The sequence below is a fragment of the Chishuiella changwenlii genome, assembly GCF_900142565.1.
Classification (GTDB): Bacteria; Bacteroidota; Bacteroidia; order Flavobacteriales; family Weeksellaceae; genus Empedobacter; species Empedobacter changwenlii.
On the sequence record NZ_FRBH01000010.1, the window covers coordinates 58,385 to 75,727 of the forward strand.

The following is a 17,343-nucleotide window of genomic DNA, read 5'->3' on the forward strand; positions in this document are numbered from 1 at the left end:
ACCATTAAAATAACTTGATATGAAATATACTTTTTTAGCAATAATATTTGCAACATTATTCTATTCTTGTGAAAAGAAGACAGAAAAAATAGGCTTAGATGCGTATAAAGGCATAAATAAATTAGAAAAAGAACAAAAGGATTTAGATAGTATAGCTAAAGAAGCTAGACAAACTTTTGATGATTTTACATTGGCGTTATCTATGAAAGATACGACAACAACCAATTTTATTGTGAAACAAATGTATAACATACCAAATTCCAAAAGAAAAGAACATATTTGGATAAGAGATGTATATACAGATAATGATCAATTAAAGGGGGTAATAGATAATGTACCTCAGTATACAAAAGATGTAAAACATAATGATACAGTTGTAATTAATCCATTAGAATTAGCAGATTGGATGTATTACAAAGGAGATAAAATGATTGGAGGTTTTACAATAAAATACATGAGATCACAACTAAAACCAGAAGAACGTAAAAAGTTTGACGAAGAATATAAAGTCAAATTTGAAGATTAATAGATTAAAAAAAAGCCGCATTAGCGGCTTTTTTTTAATCTATTAATGATAATTGTATTTTTCTTTTATCAGTATCTATTCCAATTACAGTAACTTCTACTTGCTGTTGTAAATTTACTTTTGTAGAAACATCAGAAATAAACTCGTTGCATATTTTAGAAATATGAACTAATCCGTTTTCTTTAATTCCTATATCTACAAAACACCCAAAATTAGTAATGTTATTTATAATTCCAGGAACTTTCATTCCGAGTTGTAAATCTTCAAACTTCTTTAACTTAGGATCAAAACTAAATACTTTTGCAGTAGAACGAGGATCAAGTCCAGGTTTTTCTAACTCTTTTTTGATGTCTTCTAAGGTAGGTAATCCGATAGTTTCTGTTACATAATTATTTAAATCAAGCTGATTAATTAATTCTTTATTCTGAATTAATGTAGAGACATCAACCTTTAAATTTTTAGCCATTTTTTCTACAATCGAATAAGATTCGGGATGAACAGCAGAATTGTCTAAAGGATTTTTCGCATTTGGAATTCGTAAAAATGCAGAAGCTTGTAAAAATGCTTTTTCTCCTAATCTAGGAACCTTTAATAATTCTTTTCTCGAATTAAATGCACCATGTTCAGTTCTGTAAAGTATTATATTTTCGGCCATTTTTTCTCCAATTCCTGCAACATAATTCAATAAATGTTTACTTGCAGTATTAAGGTTTACACCAACTTTATTTACACAAAAAGAAACCACATCATTTAATTCATTTTTTAATAAACTTTGATCTACATCGTGTTGATATTGTCCAACACCAATAGATTTCGGGTCAATTTTTACCAACTCAGCTAATGGATCTTGTAAGCGACGACCAATAGAAACAGCACCACGAACAGTAACATCTTTATTAGGAAATTCGTCTCTTGCAATTTTAGATGCTGAGTAAATAGAAGCTCCGGCTTCATTTACTACAAATACTTTTAAAGGACGATCGAATGCGATATTCTGAACTAGATTTTCGGTTTCTCTAGACGCTGTTCCATTTCCAATAGAAATTGCTTCAACAGCATAAGCATTAACCAATGATTTTAGCTTTTTTATAGCTTGAGGTTTATCATTCTGCGGAGCATGAGGATAAATATTCTCATTGTGTAATAAATCTCCTTGCTCATCTAGAACGACAACTTTACAACCTGATTTATAACCAGGATCAATTGCTAAAATTCTTTTTTGTCCAAGTGGTGGAGCTAATAATAACTGATTTAAATTTTTAGAGAATACATCAACAGAAGTTTCATCTGCTTTTTGTTTTGCTTCTTTTAAAACTTCATTAGAAATAGATGGAGCTAATAAGCGCTTGTAAGCATCTTTTATAGCCTCTTCTATTAACCAAGAAATTGCAGGCTGAATAGATTTTATTAACGTATATTCAAGAAACTGAAAAGCTTCTTTTTTATCAATGGAAACAGAAACTTTTAAGAATCCTTCATTTTCACCACGTAAAATAGCTAAAAGTCGATGCGAAGCAATTTTCTTTAATGGTTCTGAATACTCAAAATAATTTGAATAAATTTTGGCATTTTCATCCTCAGCTTTACTTTTTACAATCTTACTTTCTATAAGAGCAGATTTTCTAAAAATGTTTCTTAGTCTATTTCGAACATATTCATTTTCATTTATCCATTCTGCAATTATATCTTGCACACCAGCATATACATCTTCTAATGTTGGAACATCTTGATTGATATATTTGCTAGCTAATTCATCTAAATCTGCAATATTATTTTGCTTCATTACAATTTTAGCTAAAGGCTCTAAACCTTTTTCTTTTGCAATAGTAGCTTTCGTTTTTTTCTTCTTTTTATAAGGAAGATATAAATCTTCTATCTGAATTAAATCGTAACTTTTCTGAAGACGTTGCTGTAATTCTAAATTTAAAATGCCTTGTTCTTCTAAAGTAGATAGAATAAATGCTTTTCTAGCTTCAATCTCTTCAAATAGGGTTTTTAACTTTTTGATACTAGAAATTTGCACCTCATCAAGATTTCCTGTTAACTCTTTTCTATATCTCGCGATAAAAGGAATTGTGTTATCATTCTCTAAACAATTAATGGTGTTCTTGATTGATTTTTCTGAAATGTCTTTTAATTCTTGATGAATGTACTGTATCAAATCCATATTTAAAATTTGGTTGTGCAAATTACTTCTTTTTTAAAGAAATATCATAAACCAATAAATAAAGTGCTGATAATGGGTTTTATGGGGCTTTTACGATTAATGAAAATATTTTTTTATCAATAAGGTGAAAAAAGTATAATTTTTTTTTTTTAATATGAGAAAAAAGTATACATTTGTTCCAGGTAGTAGAGAGTAAGATTGATTTTTTTAATGTATAATTTATGCTTACAGTGTAAGTTTTTAAAAATCAATTGGGTTTAAGCTGAGGAGCTTAAACCCGTTTTTTTTATATCCATTTATCATTTATATTTGAGTTTAATAAAATACTTTTTTAATGGCTCGTATAAAGTTAGACTTCAACAACAAAGTTCTATTCTCTACAACAATCAATGTTAGAATTACAGATTTAAATTATGGTAACCATTTAGCAAATGATAAACTTTTATCTATTTTGCACGAAGCTAGAATTCAGTTTCTTAATTATTTTGGTTATTCTGAAATGGATTTTGCAGGCGTAAGCATTATTATGGGAGATGTTGCAATAGAATATAAAAATCAAGCTTATTATAACGATCAATTATTAATAGAAATTGGGGTAAGTGATTTTTCTAGAGTAAGTTTCGACATCAATTATAAAATATCTACACAAGAAAAATTAATTGCTAAGGCAAAAACAGGAATTGTAACCTTCGATTATCACCAAAATAAGGTGACAGAAGTGCCTCAAGAAATTATAGAAAAATTTAATCAGTTATAAAGACTAAAATTATTGCGTCAATCTACTTAAGTCTTTGTAAATTTGCATCGAGTTATGAAGATTTTACCATATAAAAATTTATTTGTCGGAATTACCGATACTTTGCAACAAATTTTCTTCGAAGGAAAATATGCAGACAAAGAAGTTGAGCGAACATTAAAATCTAATAAGCAATGGGGAGCGAGAGATCGTGCATTTATTGCTGAAACAGTTTATGATTCTGTTCGTTGGAAACGCTTAGTTGAAGGTGCTATGAGTCGTCCACTTTCTGCTGATACAATTTGGGAGTTTGTAGGGACTTGGTTTGCATTAGATCCAGAACAAACGTTACCTAAATGGGAAGAATTTCAGAAAATATATCCAAAAGAAGTTTTAAAAAGACATCACCAATCGTCTAAGAATATTGCTGTAGCAGAATCTTATCCAGATTGGATGTTCGAATTGGGACAGAGTTCTTTAGGTGATCGTTGGATAGATGAGGTTCGTGCAATGAATTCTCAAGCGCCAACAGTTTTACGTGTAAACTCTTTAAAAACAGATCGTAAAACATTACAAAAAGCTTTAAAAGATCGTCGTATTAAAACGAAAGTTTTATCTAAATATCAAGATGCTTTAGAGTTAGAAGAAAAAACAAATATATTTAGAACAGATGAATTTCAAAACGGATGGTTTGAAGTTCAGGATGCTGGTTCTCAATTAATAGCTCCTTATTTACGTGTTCAACCAGGAATGCGCGTTGTAGACGCATGTGCTGGTGCTGGAGGAAAAACATTGCATTTGGCAACTTTAATGGAAAATAAAGGTCAAATTATAGCAATGGATTTGTACGAATGGAAATTAAAAGAATTAAAACGTCGTGCAAAACGTAATGATGTACAAAATGTTCAGACAAAAGTAATCGAAGCAAAAACTATCAAAAGAATGGAAAATTCTGCTGATCGTTTATTAATTGATGCGCCATGTTCTGGAATGGGAGTTTTAAAGCGTAATCCAGATGCTAAATGGAAATTAAAGCCAGAGTTTATTGATGAAATAATTGCTACACAAGAAAAAATCTTAGCAGATTATTCTAAAATAATAAAAGTTAATGGGCTTATGGTTTATGCAACTTGTTCTATTTTACCACAAGAAAATGAACAACAAGTAGAAAAGTTCTTAGCAAATAATTCTAATTTTAAATTAGTTTCTGAGAAAATGCATTATCCATCTCAAACTAATTATGATGGTTTTTACATGGCTTTAATAGAAAGAATTTCTTAAAAGAAGAAAAAAATATTATAATAATAAATAACTGTTTTTTACGAAAGTATTAAACAGTTTTTTTATACAATTAACTTTAATTTTTTTCTTGGTACATATTTTGAAAAAGCATGAGATAATTAATTAAAAAATTAACGAAAAGTTAATTAAATTTATACTTTATTTTACATAGGAAATATGAGTTTTAATTTTAAAGAAGTTGAAAGAGTAGAAAACATATCAGCAAAAGATTTTCAAAAGTATTATGTAAAACCTCAAAAACCAGTTGTTGTTGAGCGAATTACTGAAGATTGGCCAGCATACGAAAAATGGAATTTTGAATATATAAAGCAAATTGCTGGAGAAAAAGAGGTACCTCTTTATAATAATGATCCTGTTGATTTTACTAAAAAAGTAAATGAACCAGTTGCGAGAATGCAAATGAGTGATTATGTAGATTTATTACAAGATAAACCCACAGACTTACGTATATTTTTATACAATTTAATGAGTCAGGTTCCTCAATTACAAAACGATTATAAAATGCCAGATTTAGGTTTAAATCTTTTTAAATCTATGCCAATGTTATTTTTCGGAGGAGAAGGTTCAAATGTTTTTATGCATTATGATATCGATTTGGCAAATATTTTACATTTTCATTTTGCAGGAGAAAAAAGATGTATAATTGTTCCTCCTCAGGATTCTAAATACATGTATAAGATTCCTCATTCTGTAATTTGTAGAGAAGATATAGATTTTGATAATCCTGATTTTGATAAATGGCCTGCATTAAAAAATATTAATCCCATGTATGCAGATTTAAAGCATGGAGAAATGTTATATATGCCAGAAGGTTGGTGGCATTATATGAAATATTTATCTCCAGGTTTTTCTATGAGTTTACGTTCATTGGCGCACAAACCAAAAAATTTATCAGAAGCTGTTTATAATGTTTTTCTTATGAGAACGTATGACAATATCATGAGAAAAATAAAAGGACAAAACTGGATTAATTACAAAAATGAGCAAGCTATTTTAAAAACAAATAAATTAATTTTAAGATAGATACATTTACTCTATTTATAATAAACTTTTATCTAACACCTCATATATAAATATATTTTATAACTCTATCTAAACAATAGAATAATGGATTAATAATTGGACAAGATTATTTTGTAACTTTGTTGCTTCAAATTTTTTAAAATGAAAAGAGTAGTCGTAGGACTTTCTGGAGGAGTAGATTCAAGTGTTACAGCATATTTGTTAAAAGAACAAGGATATGATGTAATTGGATTATTTATGCGTAATTGGAACGATGCTTCCGTTACTCTAGAAGATGAATGTCCTTGGATAGAAGATAGTGCAGATGCTTTATTAGTTGCCGAGAAATTAAACATTCCTTTTCAGGTGATAGATATGTCAGAGTCATATAAAGAACGTATTGTAGATTATATGTTTAATGAATATGAACAAGGAAGAACACCAAATCCAGATGTATTATGTAATAGAGAGATAAAGTTTGATTTATTTTTAAAAACAGCTTTAGATCTTGGTGCAGATTATGTTGCCACAGGACATTATGCACGTAAGACATCTACAGTAGATGAAAATGGGAAAGAAGTTTTCCAGTTGTTAAAAGGTACAGATAACAATAAAGATCAATCATATTTCTTATGTCAATTGTCTCAAGAACAATTGAGCAAAGCATTATTTCCTATTGGAGATATAGAAAAACCAGAAGTTCGTAAAATTGCATTAGAGCAAGATTTGGTAACAGCTAATAAAAAAGATTCTCAAGGATTATGTTTTATTGGTAAAGTAAGTTTACCAGAATTTTTACAACAACAATTAAAGCCGAAAGAAGGTATTATTGTGGAGGTAGCGAAAGATTGGGAAGGTTACAAACGTGAAATTCCAACTTTTGAAAATAAATATGAAGCATTGGATTTTGAAGCCAAAGGATATTCGTATAAACAAGAAGATGCAGAAGTAGTTGGTCAACACCAAGGTGCGCATTACTTTACACGTGGACAAAGAAAAGGTTTAGGTGTAGGAGGAAAGGTTGAACCATTGTTTATTATAGATACAGATGTTACAGAAAATGTAATATATTCTGGACAAGGAGTAGATCATCCTGGTTTACTTAAAAAAGCGCTTTTTATTAAAGAAGAGGAAGTGCATTGGGTTCGTGAAGATTTAGCTTTAAATGAAGATGAAACAATGGAAGTTTTAGCACGTATTCGTTACCGTCAACCATTGCAAAAAGCAACATTACATAAAGCTAAAAGTGGAATGTATGTTGAGTTTGAAGAAGCTCAAACAGCTATTACAGAAGGACAATTCTGTGCTTGGTATGTGAATGATGAATTATTAGGATCTGGAGTTATCAATAATTAAAGATTTAATTTATTACAATAGTAAAACGCTCAAGAAAATCTTGAGCGTTTTTTTGTTTTAAATATTTACTAAATTTAACTTACAAATTATAGCATATGGCAAAACTTCAACTTCGTTTTTATCAACAAAAACACTACAATGATTTAGTTAGTTATTCTTTGCCAGAAGAACAACTGTATTTTACGGCATTACCATTACAAGTTTTTGAACGTTTAGAGCAAAGAGAAGATGATTTTGCTAAAGCAGTAACTATACTTTTAGATGAAAAACCAATCGGTTTTTTTGTTTTAGATTTCGGAGAAGATAAAATGGATTTAACGAATAACGAAAATTCTTTATTATTGCGTTCACTTTCTATTAACCCAAAGTACCAAGGAGAAGGATATGGAAAATCTGCCATGTTATTAATGGATAGTTTTGTAAAAGAGAATTATCCAATTGTAGAAGAATTGGTATTAGCTGTTAACTTTAAGAATAAATCTGCTTATAATTTATACTTAAAAGTTGGTTACATAGATGATGGCTCAGTTCGCGAAATGGAAAAAGGAAAACAACATTTATTGAGAAAGAAATTATAATTTTTCTTTTTCCCAAGCAACAACTTGTACACCTGTAGAATAATGGATAAAATTTGGATTAGAATCTAAAATAAGGTTTCCTAATTTATAATCTAATTGTAAGTAATCTAACTCTAACTGATTTAGATTCCAAGGTAAATGCTGAATCTCATAACGGAATAAATCTTTTCCTTTGTTTAGATACAAGCAATAACGTTCGGTTAAAAATAAATCTAATTCGTTTTTATGCTTTATTTCCATTCCAATATAATAATCAACACCCAATGAAAAACCTTTCAGAGAATGCTGTGCTTGATAAGAGTTTTTAGTTCTTTTAATAGTAGATTTTTCGTAAGGTAAGCCAGAAAGTGATTTTGCTAAAATTGCAGACATTAATTTTTCTGCTTCAATAGATAGAAAATATACACCAGGTTTATTGTCTTTTGTAACATAAGTCCTCACATTAATTTCGCCAAAATTAGAGATAGAAGAAACAGAAGGTAAAAAACGAGGTCTTATTCTTTCCATTGCAAATGCAACAACAGAAACCCATGCTTTACCATTTATTAAATCAATTTCTAAATTATCTGGAACAAGATCTTGTAAAATATTTTTATCTACTTCGTAATGAAAAAACAATGCATTGTTCCATTCTTGGTAATAGCTCCATTTTTTTGAAGGATAGCTCCAAGAACGATGCTCTTTTTGTTCTAAAATTTGGCTGATAGAATATTCCATTTTTTTTTCTGTAAAACTTTCTATTGCAAATTAATAAAAATTGTAGTTAATTCGTTTTACTAATTCTCAAGGAATGAAAAATATTTTCTTTATACTGATAATAAGCTTTCTAACTTCGTGTGCGGCAATCCATAATGTTCCAGCATCACAAAATCCAAATAATTTTATACAACCCAATACAACAAGTTCTTTTGTAGATCAGAATGGGAATTTTTATCCAGACAGTTGGTTAAAAGAATTTGGGAATCCACCCAAAAATGCAAATAGGAGAGATTATTCGTTAATGAAAATAGCAACAGAAAATAATTTTCAAAACAAATTAACGTCTTATGAAGAATTACGTTTAAAAGCTATAAAAAACAGAGTCAAGAATAAGAAACGTGTTATCATATTTGTACATGGAATAGATAATGATTATTTAGTTAGTTTAAAAAATTACAACAAAGCACGTACTTACATGAATTTAAATAATGAGAAAGACGAAGTGCTTAATTTTTATTGGGATGGTTTGGTAAATCAAAGTTTATTTGGAGCAGCAAAAGTTTGGGTATCTGCAACAACAAATAGCCAGTTAGCAGGTGTTTTTGGTTTAAGAAGAATTCTAAATGTTATTCATGATAAGGATGTTTATTTAATTTCTCATAGCCGAGGAGCATCAGTTGTATTGAGTGCTTTAGTTAATCCATCACTTAAAAATAGTGAGATAGATCTTGCACAAACGCATCATGTAGATTTTAGTGAAGCAGAAGAACTAAAAGAAAATAATAATAGAATTTATAGTATAATGCTTGCTCCTGCAATAGGAGAAGTTGATTTTAAAATGGATAATGAGCAATTAAAGATATTTTCACCTCAACTAAAGAAAATGCACATAACCATTAATAATACTGACTATGTATTAGGAAAAGGGAAAATAGGCTTTTTATCTCGTCGTTTTACAGCAACAGATTTTGGTTACGAAGACGAATTGTTTAATGAATTAAATAAAACTTATTCATTTTTAGAGAAAACAGATTTTACAGGACAAAATTCCCATAATTTTAGAGATTATATAACTAACCCTAAGTTTATAGGAATTTTAAAAGAATTTAAACTAGGTAAATAAAATAGAACTAATTCTAATAGTGTTTACCTCCTTCGTATTCTAAATGTAGATAATTAACTGTTTCCATAAAAGGTAGGAAGAAGTTCTCTCCTAAATGATTTCCATTAGAACTTGTTATTACCTCTACTTTTTTTCCCATTAATTGACGACCTATTTTTTCTTCAGAACCAATTAAATCTGTTAATCTATCAAAGAAAATTTTCATTAAACTACTCATGGAATACCAATAAACTGGCGTGGCAAATATGATTTTATCATACTTTAATACTTCATGAATAATTTCTAAAAACTCATCATCTTCAGAATATATTTCATCATAATTATATAACTCCATTTTGTAATCAATAAGTTTAATCGATTTAGAGTTAGGATATAATTTCTCAATTAATTTAGATGTTTTACCATCCTTATTATGAGTTGAGTTTATAATTATTTGTTTTTCCATTTTTACTTTTTAAATTCAATAACTTCTAAGTTTTCAATTTTACCATCGTTCAATTCAAATCTTAACATTGTGCGAACTTTCTGAAAACCATGTTTTCCTACTGCACCAGGGTTCATGTGTATTAGTCCTAATTGTTTGTCGGGCATCACTTTTAAAATATGAGAATGTCCACAAATAAATAACTTTGGCGGATTAGCATATATTTCTGCTCTAATAGCTGGATTGTATTTTGTTGGATAACCACCAATATGCGTTATCCAAACATCAACACCTTCAAGAATAAAACGATTATTTAAAGGAAATTCTGCTCGAACTTTCTGATCGTCAATATTTCCATAAACAGCACGTAAAGGTTTTATTGCAGCTAATTTATCCGTTACAGAAATGTCTCCAATATCCCCAGCATGCCAAATTTCGTCTGCTTGTTGAGCATAATCTAAAATTCTATCATCAATGTAAGAATGTGTGTCCGAAAGTAAAAGAATTTTCTTCAAAAGTTTGTATTTTTGTCCTTCAAATTTACAACAATTGCGATATTTTTTAGAATTAGCATACAACGGAAAAAATTATTTTGGCTATCAAATTCAACCTAATCAGATTTCTGTACAAGAAGTTATTGAAGATAGATTATCTAAAATTTTAAGAAAACAAATTTCTATTGTAGCTGCCGGTCGTACAGATACTGGGGTACATGCAAAAAGAATGTTTGTTCATTTTGATTATGAAGAAGAGTTGACTGCTGAAATTATTAAAAAGTTAAATTCATTTTTACCAAAAGATATTGCTGTTTATCACTTATTTTTGATGGATGAAGAAGCGCATGCACGTTTTGATGCAACTTCTCGTTCTTATAACTATTATATCTCTCCTTTTAAAGATCCGTTTTCGTATGAAAGCGCTTGGATTTTTAATAGAGAATTAAATGTTGATAAAATGAATGAAGCAGCTAAACTGTTGATAAAACAAGGCGATTTCGGAAGTTTTGCAAAATTACATACAGATGTAAAAACAAATATTTGTGATGTAAGAGAAGCCTTTTGGCGAAAAAATGAAAATAATCAGTTAGTATTTCAAATTACAGCAGATCGTTTTCTAAGAAATATGGTACGTGCTATTGTTGGAACATTGGTTGAAGTTGGATTAGGAAAAATTTCTATTCAAGAATTTAATGACATTATCGAACAAAAGAATCGATCTTCTGCAGGAGCTTCTGCTCCAGCACATGGATTGTATTTAGTAGATGTTCAATATTCAAAAGAATTATTTAAAAATGAGCTCAAATAACGAAAATTCATCGTTTGATTTTAATGGATTAAAACGTGTATTACAAGTAGGTGCACAGAGTAAATTTTTATTCTGGTCGGTTGTGTTTATCGCAATCTTTAGTGCATGTTTTTCAGTATACAGACCTTATTTAACAGGAAATATTATTGATGATTATATTCTTGGAAAAGATGTAGTTAAGTTAAAAGAACATATTTTGTTCTTAACGTTAATATTAGTCTTAGAAGGTATATTATCCTTTTTTATGGTTTATTTAGCGAATGTTGTTGCACAAAGAGTTATTCGTTTGTTACGAGTTAATTTGTACAATCATTTAATAAAATTTAGATTAGGATATTTTGACAAAACACCAAATGGAGTTTTGGTGACAAGATCTGTTTCTGATATCGAAACAATTGCTGAGGTTTTTAATGATGGTATCCTAGTTATGTTAGGAGATATCTTGAAAATTATCTTTATTGTTTTTGTAATGTATTGGATGAACTGGGTTTTAGCCACAGTTGTAATTATTATTCTTCCTTTAATGATGATAATTACAAGATTATTCCAAAAAGCATTAAAAAATGTTTACCAAGAAGAAAGAACAATTGTAGCTCAGTTAAATACATTTGTGCAGGAACGATTAACTGGTATGAATATTATTCAGGTTTTTAATCGTCAAAAAGCAGAATACGATAAGTTTGTTACAATTAACAACGATTTAAAGAAGAATTATTTAAAAACAGTTTTTTACTTTTCTTTATTATTTCCAGTTGTAGATATTATTTCTGCATTAGCAACAGGAAGTTTAATTTGGTTTGGAGGACTTAGAACAGCTATTCATGGTGACGTTTCTGTAGGTGATTTAATTGCATTTACACAATATGTAGTTTTATTAACAGCGCCAATGCGTGCAATTGCAGAGCGTTTTAATACCATACAAAGAGGTTTAGTTGGAGCAGATAGAGTTTTTAAAATTTTAGATGATGATCAATCTTTACCAGATAATGGTAAAATAGAAATTGACCATGTAAAAGGAAAAATTGACTTTGAAGATGTTAAGTTTTCTTACGTTCCCAATAATTTAGTTTTAAAAGGAATATCATTCTCAACAAAACCAGGAGAAAAAATAGCAATTGTAGGAGCAACAGGAGCTGGTAAATCTACCATTATCAACTTATTGAGTCGTTTTTATGATATAGATTCTGGTACCATAAAAATTGATGATGTTGATATTTATGAAATGAATTTAAAAAATCTGCGTCAACACGTAGCAGTAGTACTACAAGATGTCTTTTTATTTAATACAACGATTTATGATAACATTGTTTTAGGAAATAAAGACATTAGTTTAGAAGAAGTACAGAATGCGGCTAAAATTATTGGAATTGATGATTTTATTACATCTTTACCAAAAGGATATTATAGTGAAGTAAGCGAAAGAGGTTCGACACTTTCTGTTGGTCAACGACAATTAATTTCATTCTTGAGAGCTTATATTTATAATCCAGAAATTTTAGTTTTAGACGAAGCAACATCATCAATAGATACAGAATCAGAAGAACTAATTCAGAATGCTACAGATAAACTTACACAAGGAAGAACATCTATTATTATTGCACACCGTTTAGCAACAATTCAGAATGCCGACAAAATTATTGTAATGGATAATGGAATGATTGTTGAGCAAGGTACACATAATGAATTGTTAGCGCAACATGGTTATTATGCTAATTTGCACGAAGTACAATTCTCTAAAGAAAATTAAGATTTAATAAGTATTCAATTTCTAATATAAATTAAAAACTAAGAAAAATGAGAAAAATATTTTTATTAGCATCAGTATTAAGTTTAGTAGCATTTACTTCTTGTAAATCTGAAAAAGAGAAAGTAGACGCAGAAGTCGAAAAAACAAAAAATAATGTAGATGAAACGGTTTCTGAACAATTAGTTGAAGGTGAAGAAATCAAAAATAAAGTGAACGAAGCTGTAGAGAAATTACCTACATTTTCTGACCCTAAGATTACAGAATTTGTAGCTAAATACAGTAAATGGGCTACAGATATAAAATCTGCTGCAACTTCAGAAGATATTAGCAAATTAGCTGTTCTTACACAGCAATCTGTAGATTTCCAAAAAGAATTAGAATCTATCAAGCAAACTTTAAGCAAAGAGGATGCTAAAAAGTTACAAGATTGGACAGCAGAAATACAAAAAGAATTAAGTAAATAATAAAAATATTACACAATTTTTTGAAAGCTCGATTATTATAATCGGGCTTTTTTTTATGTTAAAATATTATCCTATATAATATAGATTGATAGTATAATATTGCGTACATTTATCACGAAAATTTATAGAATTTAATAGATAAATATATGACATTAGTACAATTACAATATGTGTTAGCAGTTGCTGAACATAAAAATTTTACAATTGCTGCTGATAAATCTTTTGTTACTCAACCAACATTGAGTATGCAAATACAGAAGTTAGAAAAAGAACTAAATATTGATATTTTTGATAGAACATCGCACCCAATTAAAATAACACAAATTGGAGAAAAGATTGTAGCGCAAGCTAAAACAATCTTGATGGAAGCAAATAGAATGAAACACTTAGTAAACGAAGAAAAAGGTTTATTAGAAGGTGATTTCATTATTGGAGTTATTCCGACAGTTTTACCATCACTTGTGCCATTATTTTACAAAACTTTTCAGAAGAATAATCCAAAGTCGAATTTAATTATCAAAGAATTACAGACGGATAAAATTATAAAAGGAATAAAAGATGGATCGTTAGATTTCGGTATTGTTGTTTCTCCTTTATTTGAAGATCAATTGGTAGAAAAACCTTTGTATTACGAACCATTAGTAGCTTATATCCCAAAAGGACACAGATTAGCTGATAAAGAAAGAATTATTGAAAATGATTTAGATACTTCGGATTTATTAATACTACAAGAAGGACATTGTTTTAGAAATAATGTATTAGCACTTTGTGATACATCTAATCTAAAAAATCGTCCAATTAAACTAGATTCAGGTAGTTTTGAAGCTTTAGTAAAATTATCAAATGATGGTTTTGGAATGACGCTTTTACCAGCTTTAGTTGCAGATGATTTACCAGCTGAATTAAAACATAATGTAAAGAATTTTGAATCTCCTGTTCCGACAAGAGAAGTGTCATTAATCTTTCATCAATCTCAATTAAGAGATTCTTTTGAGAAAGAATTAATCAATACAATTCAAAGTATTTTAAGAGGAAAGATTTTCTTAGAAAAAGATCAAAAAATTGACGCAAATATGGTTTCATTACCAAAAAATAAATAATAAAAAAGCTGCTTATTTAAGCAGCTTTTTTATTGTTAATCTTTTTCTATATCGATTAAGATTTTTACTTCGGCAGGATTATTTACCAAAGCTTCAAATCCTTTATCAACTATTTCGTCTAATTTTATTTTACTCGTTATTAACTTTTCGGCAGGAATTCTTCCGCTGTCAATAAGTGCAATTACTTGAGGGAAAATATTTCTGTAGGCAATAACTCCTTTTATTGTAATTTCTTTTAAAACTTGATCAAGTGGATTTGCTGTAACTGGTTTACCAAATAAAGCAACAAGAACTGCAGTTCCTCCGTTACGAACAGAGTTTAATCCTGTATCATAAGAAGCTTGTACACCTGCTGCATCTAAATAAACATCTACACCTAAACCATTTGTTAATTTCTTAATTTGTTCTGGGATATTTTTCTCTGTAGCACTAATAATATAAGTTGCACCGATTTCTTTTGCTTTTTCTAATCTTTTCTCAGCAACATCAGTAACAATTACGGTAGTCGCACCAGCAGCAATAGCAGCTTGAACACATAATAAACCAATTGGTCCAGCTCCTGAAACTAGTACCGTTTGTCCTATTTTAAGACCACTTTGTAAAACAGCATGTACAGCAACTGCAGCAGGTTCTACTAAAGCTCCTTGTTCAAAAGACATACTATCTGGAATCTTATGAACCATGTAATCTTCTACAACAACATAATTTGCAAAACCACCATTAGAGCTTAATCCTATAAAACCAAGAGGTTCTGATAAATTATATTCTCCAGAAGTTAAGAAAGGACTATCAGGATTTCTATAAATAGGTTCTACAACAACTCTGTCTCCTTTTTTAAAATTTCCATTTGCGTTTTCTCCAACTTCTTCTACAATTCCAGAAAACTCATGTCCAAGAGTAGTTACTCCTTTGTGTCCAGAAAGTAAATAAGGTTCTTCTGTCGGAATTAATTGCGGTCCATGAACATATTCATGCAAATCAGATCCACAAATACCAGCAAATTTAACTGCAATCTTTATCTGTCCATTTTTAGGTGTAGGAATTTCTGCTTGCTCTACTCTAATGTCTTTTTCTGCATACCAGCGAGCTGCTTTCATATCTTTCATAGCAATTACTTATTTTTGTTTGTCTTATAAATTTAGGAAACTAAAAACAAATAATACTAAAACGATTATTAAATATTTCTTAATTAGATAAAAATCATGTTTAATTATTAAAAGTAGTTTAAACCTTAAAAATTAAGGAACTATTGTAGTAAACAAATAGGTTGCAAATAAAGTTAAAAGAACAATTCCTTGCTGAATGTTTGTTCTTCCAGAGCTTAAAGACAAGTATACTGTAAATAAAGATAAAACTAGAAGAACAGATGACTTGGCTCCAATTCCTAAAGATACTTTTAGACCTGTTACAAAACAAACAATCGCTACTGCAGGTATCGTTAATCCAATTGATGCTAGGGCAGACCCTAATGCTAAATTAAGACTAGTTTGTAATCTGTCTTTTTTTGCAGCTTTATAAGCAGCTAATCCTTCAGGCAATAAAATAACACCAGCAATTATAATTCCAACTAGTGATTTAGGCGCTCCTAAATCTATCACAATAGACTCTATTGTTGGCGATAATTGTTTAGATGATAAAACAACAGCAACTAACGCAATAAGCAATAAAACTAAGCTAGAAATTGTTGTAAGTGAATTAGGTTTTTCTGCATGTAATTCGGAAACTGTTTCGCCTTCTGAACTACTTTGAGGTAGAAAATAATCTCTATGACGAATGGTTTGCACAGATATAAAACCACCATAAAGAATTAATGAAATAATTGCGACAAATATTAATTGACTTGATGAAAATTCTCCACCAGATTCTGTTGTTAAGAAGTTTGGTAAAACTAACGTTAAAATAGATATTGATACTAAAGTGATTAGGGCAGTTGATACACCTTGTTTTATAAAGTTTTGTTCTCTAAATCTAAAACCACCACCTAGTAAACAAACACCAATTATTCCTGTTAATATTATCATGACAGCTGCAAAAACAGTATCTCTAGCAAGAACAGAAAGTGTACCTTCTGGTTCTGATAACATAAGCGATACAATTAGTGACACTTCTATAACTGTAATAGCTAAGGCTAAAATAATTGTACCAAATGGTTCTCCTACTTTATGTGCTACAACTTCTGCATGGTGAACAGCAGCCAAAACAGATGAAACAAGTGTTAAACCTAAAAATATTAAAAAAAATGTATTCTCTTTTAAAGTACCAGCAAAGAATAAAGTGATAACTGCAATTACAGGACAAGCAATAGTCCAATAGGGTAAAGCTAAATTTAGTTTTCTTGAAAGAAAATTTTCTACGTTCATTTTATACTTAGTTTTGATTTTTACGAAAATAATAAATTTTATTGATAATTTAGATGGGTATTTATCATAAATAACAATAATTGCACCATAATTTTATAAAAAAAACTAATTCATATCATAAATATACGAACCATAAAAAAGTTAAATTTGCACCATGATAAGCTTATCGGATGAAAAATTGAAAAATTGGTTTAGAATTTCTTGTATATGGGAAACAATAAGCTGCACCCTTTTATTTTTGATTGCAATGCCAATCAAATACCAATTTGGATACATTCTACCAATGCCATTTGCAGGTTGTTTCCATGGTTTTTGGTTTACAGCTTATCTAATTTTACTTTTCCGAGTGAGAAAAATATACAAGTGGGACGATGAAGATTTCATCTTTTATATTATGTATGCTTTTATTCCTTTTGCGACATTAGCTGTACATAAAGCAATAAAAGAAAAATAG

18 protein-coding genes are annotated in these 17,343 nt (G+C 29.3%); 12 read left to right on the forward strand and 6 right to left on the reverse strand.

The window, feature by feature from the left end; genetic code table 11:
* Positions 1–19: 19 nt before the first annotated feature.
* Positions 20–526, forward strand: coding sequence for a DUF2314 domain-containing protein (locus BUA86_RS12855; protein WP_072933293.1), 507 nt, complete (start codon positions 20–22; stop codon positions 524–526).
* Positions 527–560: 34 nt separating this feature from the next.
* Here the strand turns inward: BUA86_RS12855 and BUA86_RS12860 are convergent, their stop codons facing one another.
* The gene (locus tag BUA86_RS12860) at positions 561–2,693 is read right to left on the reverse strand and encodes a Tex family protein (RefSeq protein ID WP_072933294.1); all 2,133 of its coding nucleotides are present in this window, start codon (positions 2,691–2,693) and stop codon (positions 561–563) included.
* Between the two features lie 334 nt (positions 2,694–3,027).
* Here BUA86_RS12860 and BUA86_RS12865 point away from each other — a divergent pair, with 334 nt between their 5' ends.
* The 5 genes from BUA86_RS12865 (at position 3,028) to BUA86_RS12885 (ending at position 7,667) form a co-directional block, all read left to right on the forward strand.
* Positions 3,028–3,450: an acyl-CoA thioesterase gene (locus BUA86_RS12865; protein ID WP_072933295.1), complete on the forward strand. Its 423-nt coding sequence runs from the start codon at positions 3,028–3,030 to the stop codon at positions 3,448–3,450.
* Positions 3,451–3,504: 54 nt separating this feature from the next.
* Positions 3,505–4,710, forward strand: a complete 1,206-nt coding sequence (locus BUA86_RS12870; protein ID WP_072933297.1) for an RsmB/NOP family class I SAM-dependent RNA methyltransferase — start codon at positions 3,505–3,507, stop codon at positions 4,708–4,710.
* A 177-nt stretch (positions 4,711–4,887) separates the two neighbouring features.
* The gene (locus BUA86_RS12875; protein ID WP_072933299.1) at positions 4,888–5,754 is read left to right on the forward strand and encodes a cupin-like domain-containing protein; all 867 of its coding nucleotides are present in this window, start codon (positions 4,888–4,890) and stop codon (positions 5,752–5,754) included.
* Between the two features lie 141 nt (positions 5,755–5,895).
* Positions 5,896–7,089 carry a tRNA 2-thiouridine(34) synthase MnmA gene (gene mnmA / locus BUA86_RS12880; RefSeq protein WP_072933301.1) on the forward strand — a complete coding sequence of 398 codons (1,194 nt, stop codon included), beginning with the start codon at positions 5,896–5,898 and terminating at the stop codon, positions 7,087–7,089.
* A 95-nt stretch (positions 7,090–7,184) separates the two neighbouring features.
* Positions 7,185–7,667: a GNAT family N-acetyltransferase gene (locus BUA86_RS12885; RefSeq protein ID WP_072933303.1), complete on the forward strand. Its 483-nt coding sequence runs from the start codon at positions 7,185–7,187 to the stop codon at positions 7,665–7,667.
* Here the strand turns inward: BUA86_RS12885 and BUA86_RS12890 are convergent.
* Complete coding sequence (locus BUA86_RS12890; RefSeq protein ID WP_072933305.1) at positions 7,662–8,384, reverse strand: YqjF family protein; 723 nt, start codon at positions 8,382–8,384, stop codon at positions 7,662–7,664. The genes BUA86_RS12885 and BUA86_RS12890 overlap by 6 nt on opposite strands.
* 73 nt (positions 8,385–8,457) lie before the next feature.
* Between BUA86_RS12890 and BUA86_RS12895 the strand changes: the two genes are divergently transcribed.
* Complete coding sequence (locus BUA86_RS12895; protein ID WP_072933307.1) at positions 8,458–9,489, forward strand: alpha/beta hydrolase; 1,032 nt, start codon at positions 8,458–8,460, stop codon at positions 9,487–9,489.
* Between the two features lie 13 nt (positions 9,490–9,502).
* On the opposite strand, the gene BUA86_RS12900 is transcribed toward BUA86_RS12895, so the two are convergent.
* On the reverse strand, positions 9,503–9,934 hold the full coding sequence (locus tag BUA86_RS12900) for a flavodoxin family protein (protein ID WP_072933309.1): 432 nt from the start codon (positions 9,932–9,934) through the stop codon (positions 9,503–9,505).
* Positions 9,935–9,936: 2 nt separating this feature from the next.
* The gene (locus BUA86_RS12905) at positions 9,937–10,428 is read right to left on the reverse strand and encodes a metallophosphoesterase family protein (protein ID WP_072933311.1); all 492 of its coding nucleotides are present in this window, start codon (positions 10,426–10,428) and stop codon (positions 9,937–9,939) included.
* Between the two features lie 34 nt (positions 10,429–10,462).
* Here BUA86_RS12905 and truA point away from each other — a divergent pair, with 34 nt between their 5' ends.
* The 4 genes from truA to BUA86_RS12925 all read left to right on the forward strand — a co-directional run bounded on the left by truA (position 10,463) and on the right by BUA86_RS12925 (position 14,529).
* Positions 10,463–11,218, forward strand: a complete 756-nt coding sequence (gene truA / locus BUA86_RS12910; RefSeq protein ID WP_083580372.1) for a tRNA pseudouridine(38-40) synthase TruA — start codon at positions 10,463–10,465, stop codon at positions 11,216–11,218.
* Complete coding sequence (locus BUA86_RS12915) at positions 11,205–12,965, forward strand: ABC transporter ATP-binding protein (protein ID WP_072933455.1); 1,761 nt, start codon at positions 11,205–11,207, stop codon at positions 12,963–12,965. Before truA ends, BUA86_RS12915 begins: the two co-directional genes overlap by 14 nt.
* A 47-nt stretch (positions 12,966–13,012) precedes the next feature.
* Positions 13,013–13,429 (forward strand): hypothetical protein, encoded by a 417-nt coding sequence (locus BUA86_RS12920; protein ID WP_072933315.1) that lies wholly within the window; start codon positions 13,013–13,015, stop codon positions 13,427–13,429.
* 146 nt (positions 13,430–13,575) lie between these two features.
* Positions 13,576–14,529: a LysR substrate-binding domain-containing protein gene (locus tag BUA86_RS12925; RefSeq protein WP_072933317.1), complete on the forward strand. Its 954-nt coding sequence runs from the start codon at positions 13,576–13,578 to the stop codon at positions 14,527–14,529.
* Positions 14,530–14,564: 35 nt separating this feature from the next.
* Here BUA86_RS12925 and BUA86_RS12930 read toward each other — a convergent pair whose 3' ends face one another.
* Positions 14,565–15,635, reverse strand: a complete 1,071-nt coding sequence (locus BUA86_RS12930; RefSeq protein WP_072933319.1) for a 2,3-butanediol dehydrogenase — start codon at positions 15,633–15,635, stop codon at positions 14,565–14,567.
* Between the two features lie 132 nt (positions 15,636–15,767).
* Positions 15,768–16,889, reverse strand: a complete 1,122-nt coding sequence (locus BUA86_RS12935) for a calcium:cation antiporter (RefSeq protein WP_072933321.1) — start codon at positions 16,887–16,889, stop codon at positions 15,768–15,770.
* 154 nt (positions 16,890–17,043) lie between these two features.
* Between BUA86_RS12935 and BUA86_RS12940 the strand changes: the two genes are divergently transcribed.
* Positions 17,044–17,343 (forward strand): DUF3817 domain-containing protein, encoded by a 300-nt coding sequence (locus tag BUA86_RS12940; protein ID WP_072933323.1) that lies wholly within the window; start codon positions 17,044–17,046, stop codon positions 17,341–17,343.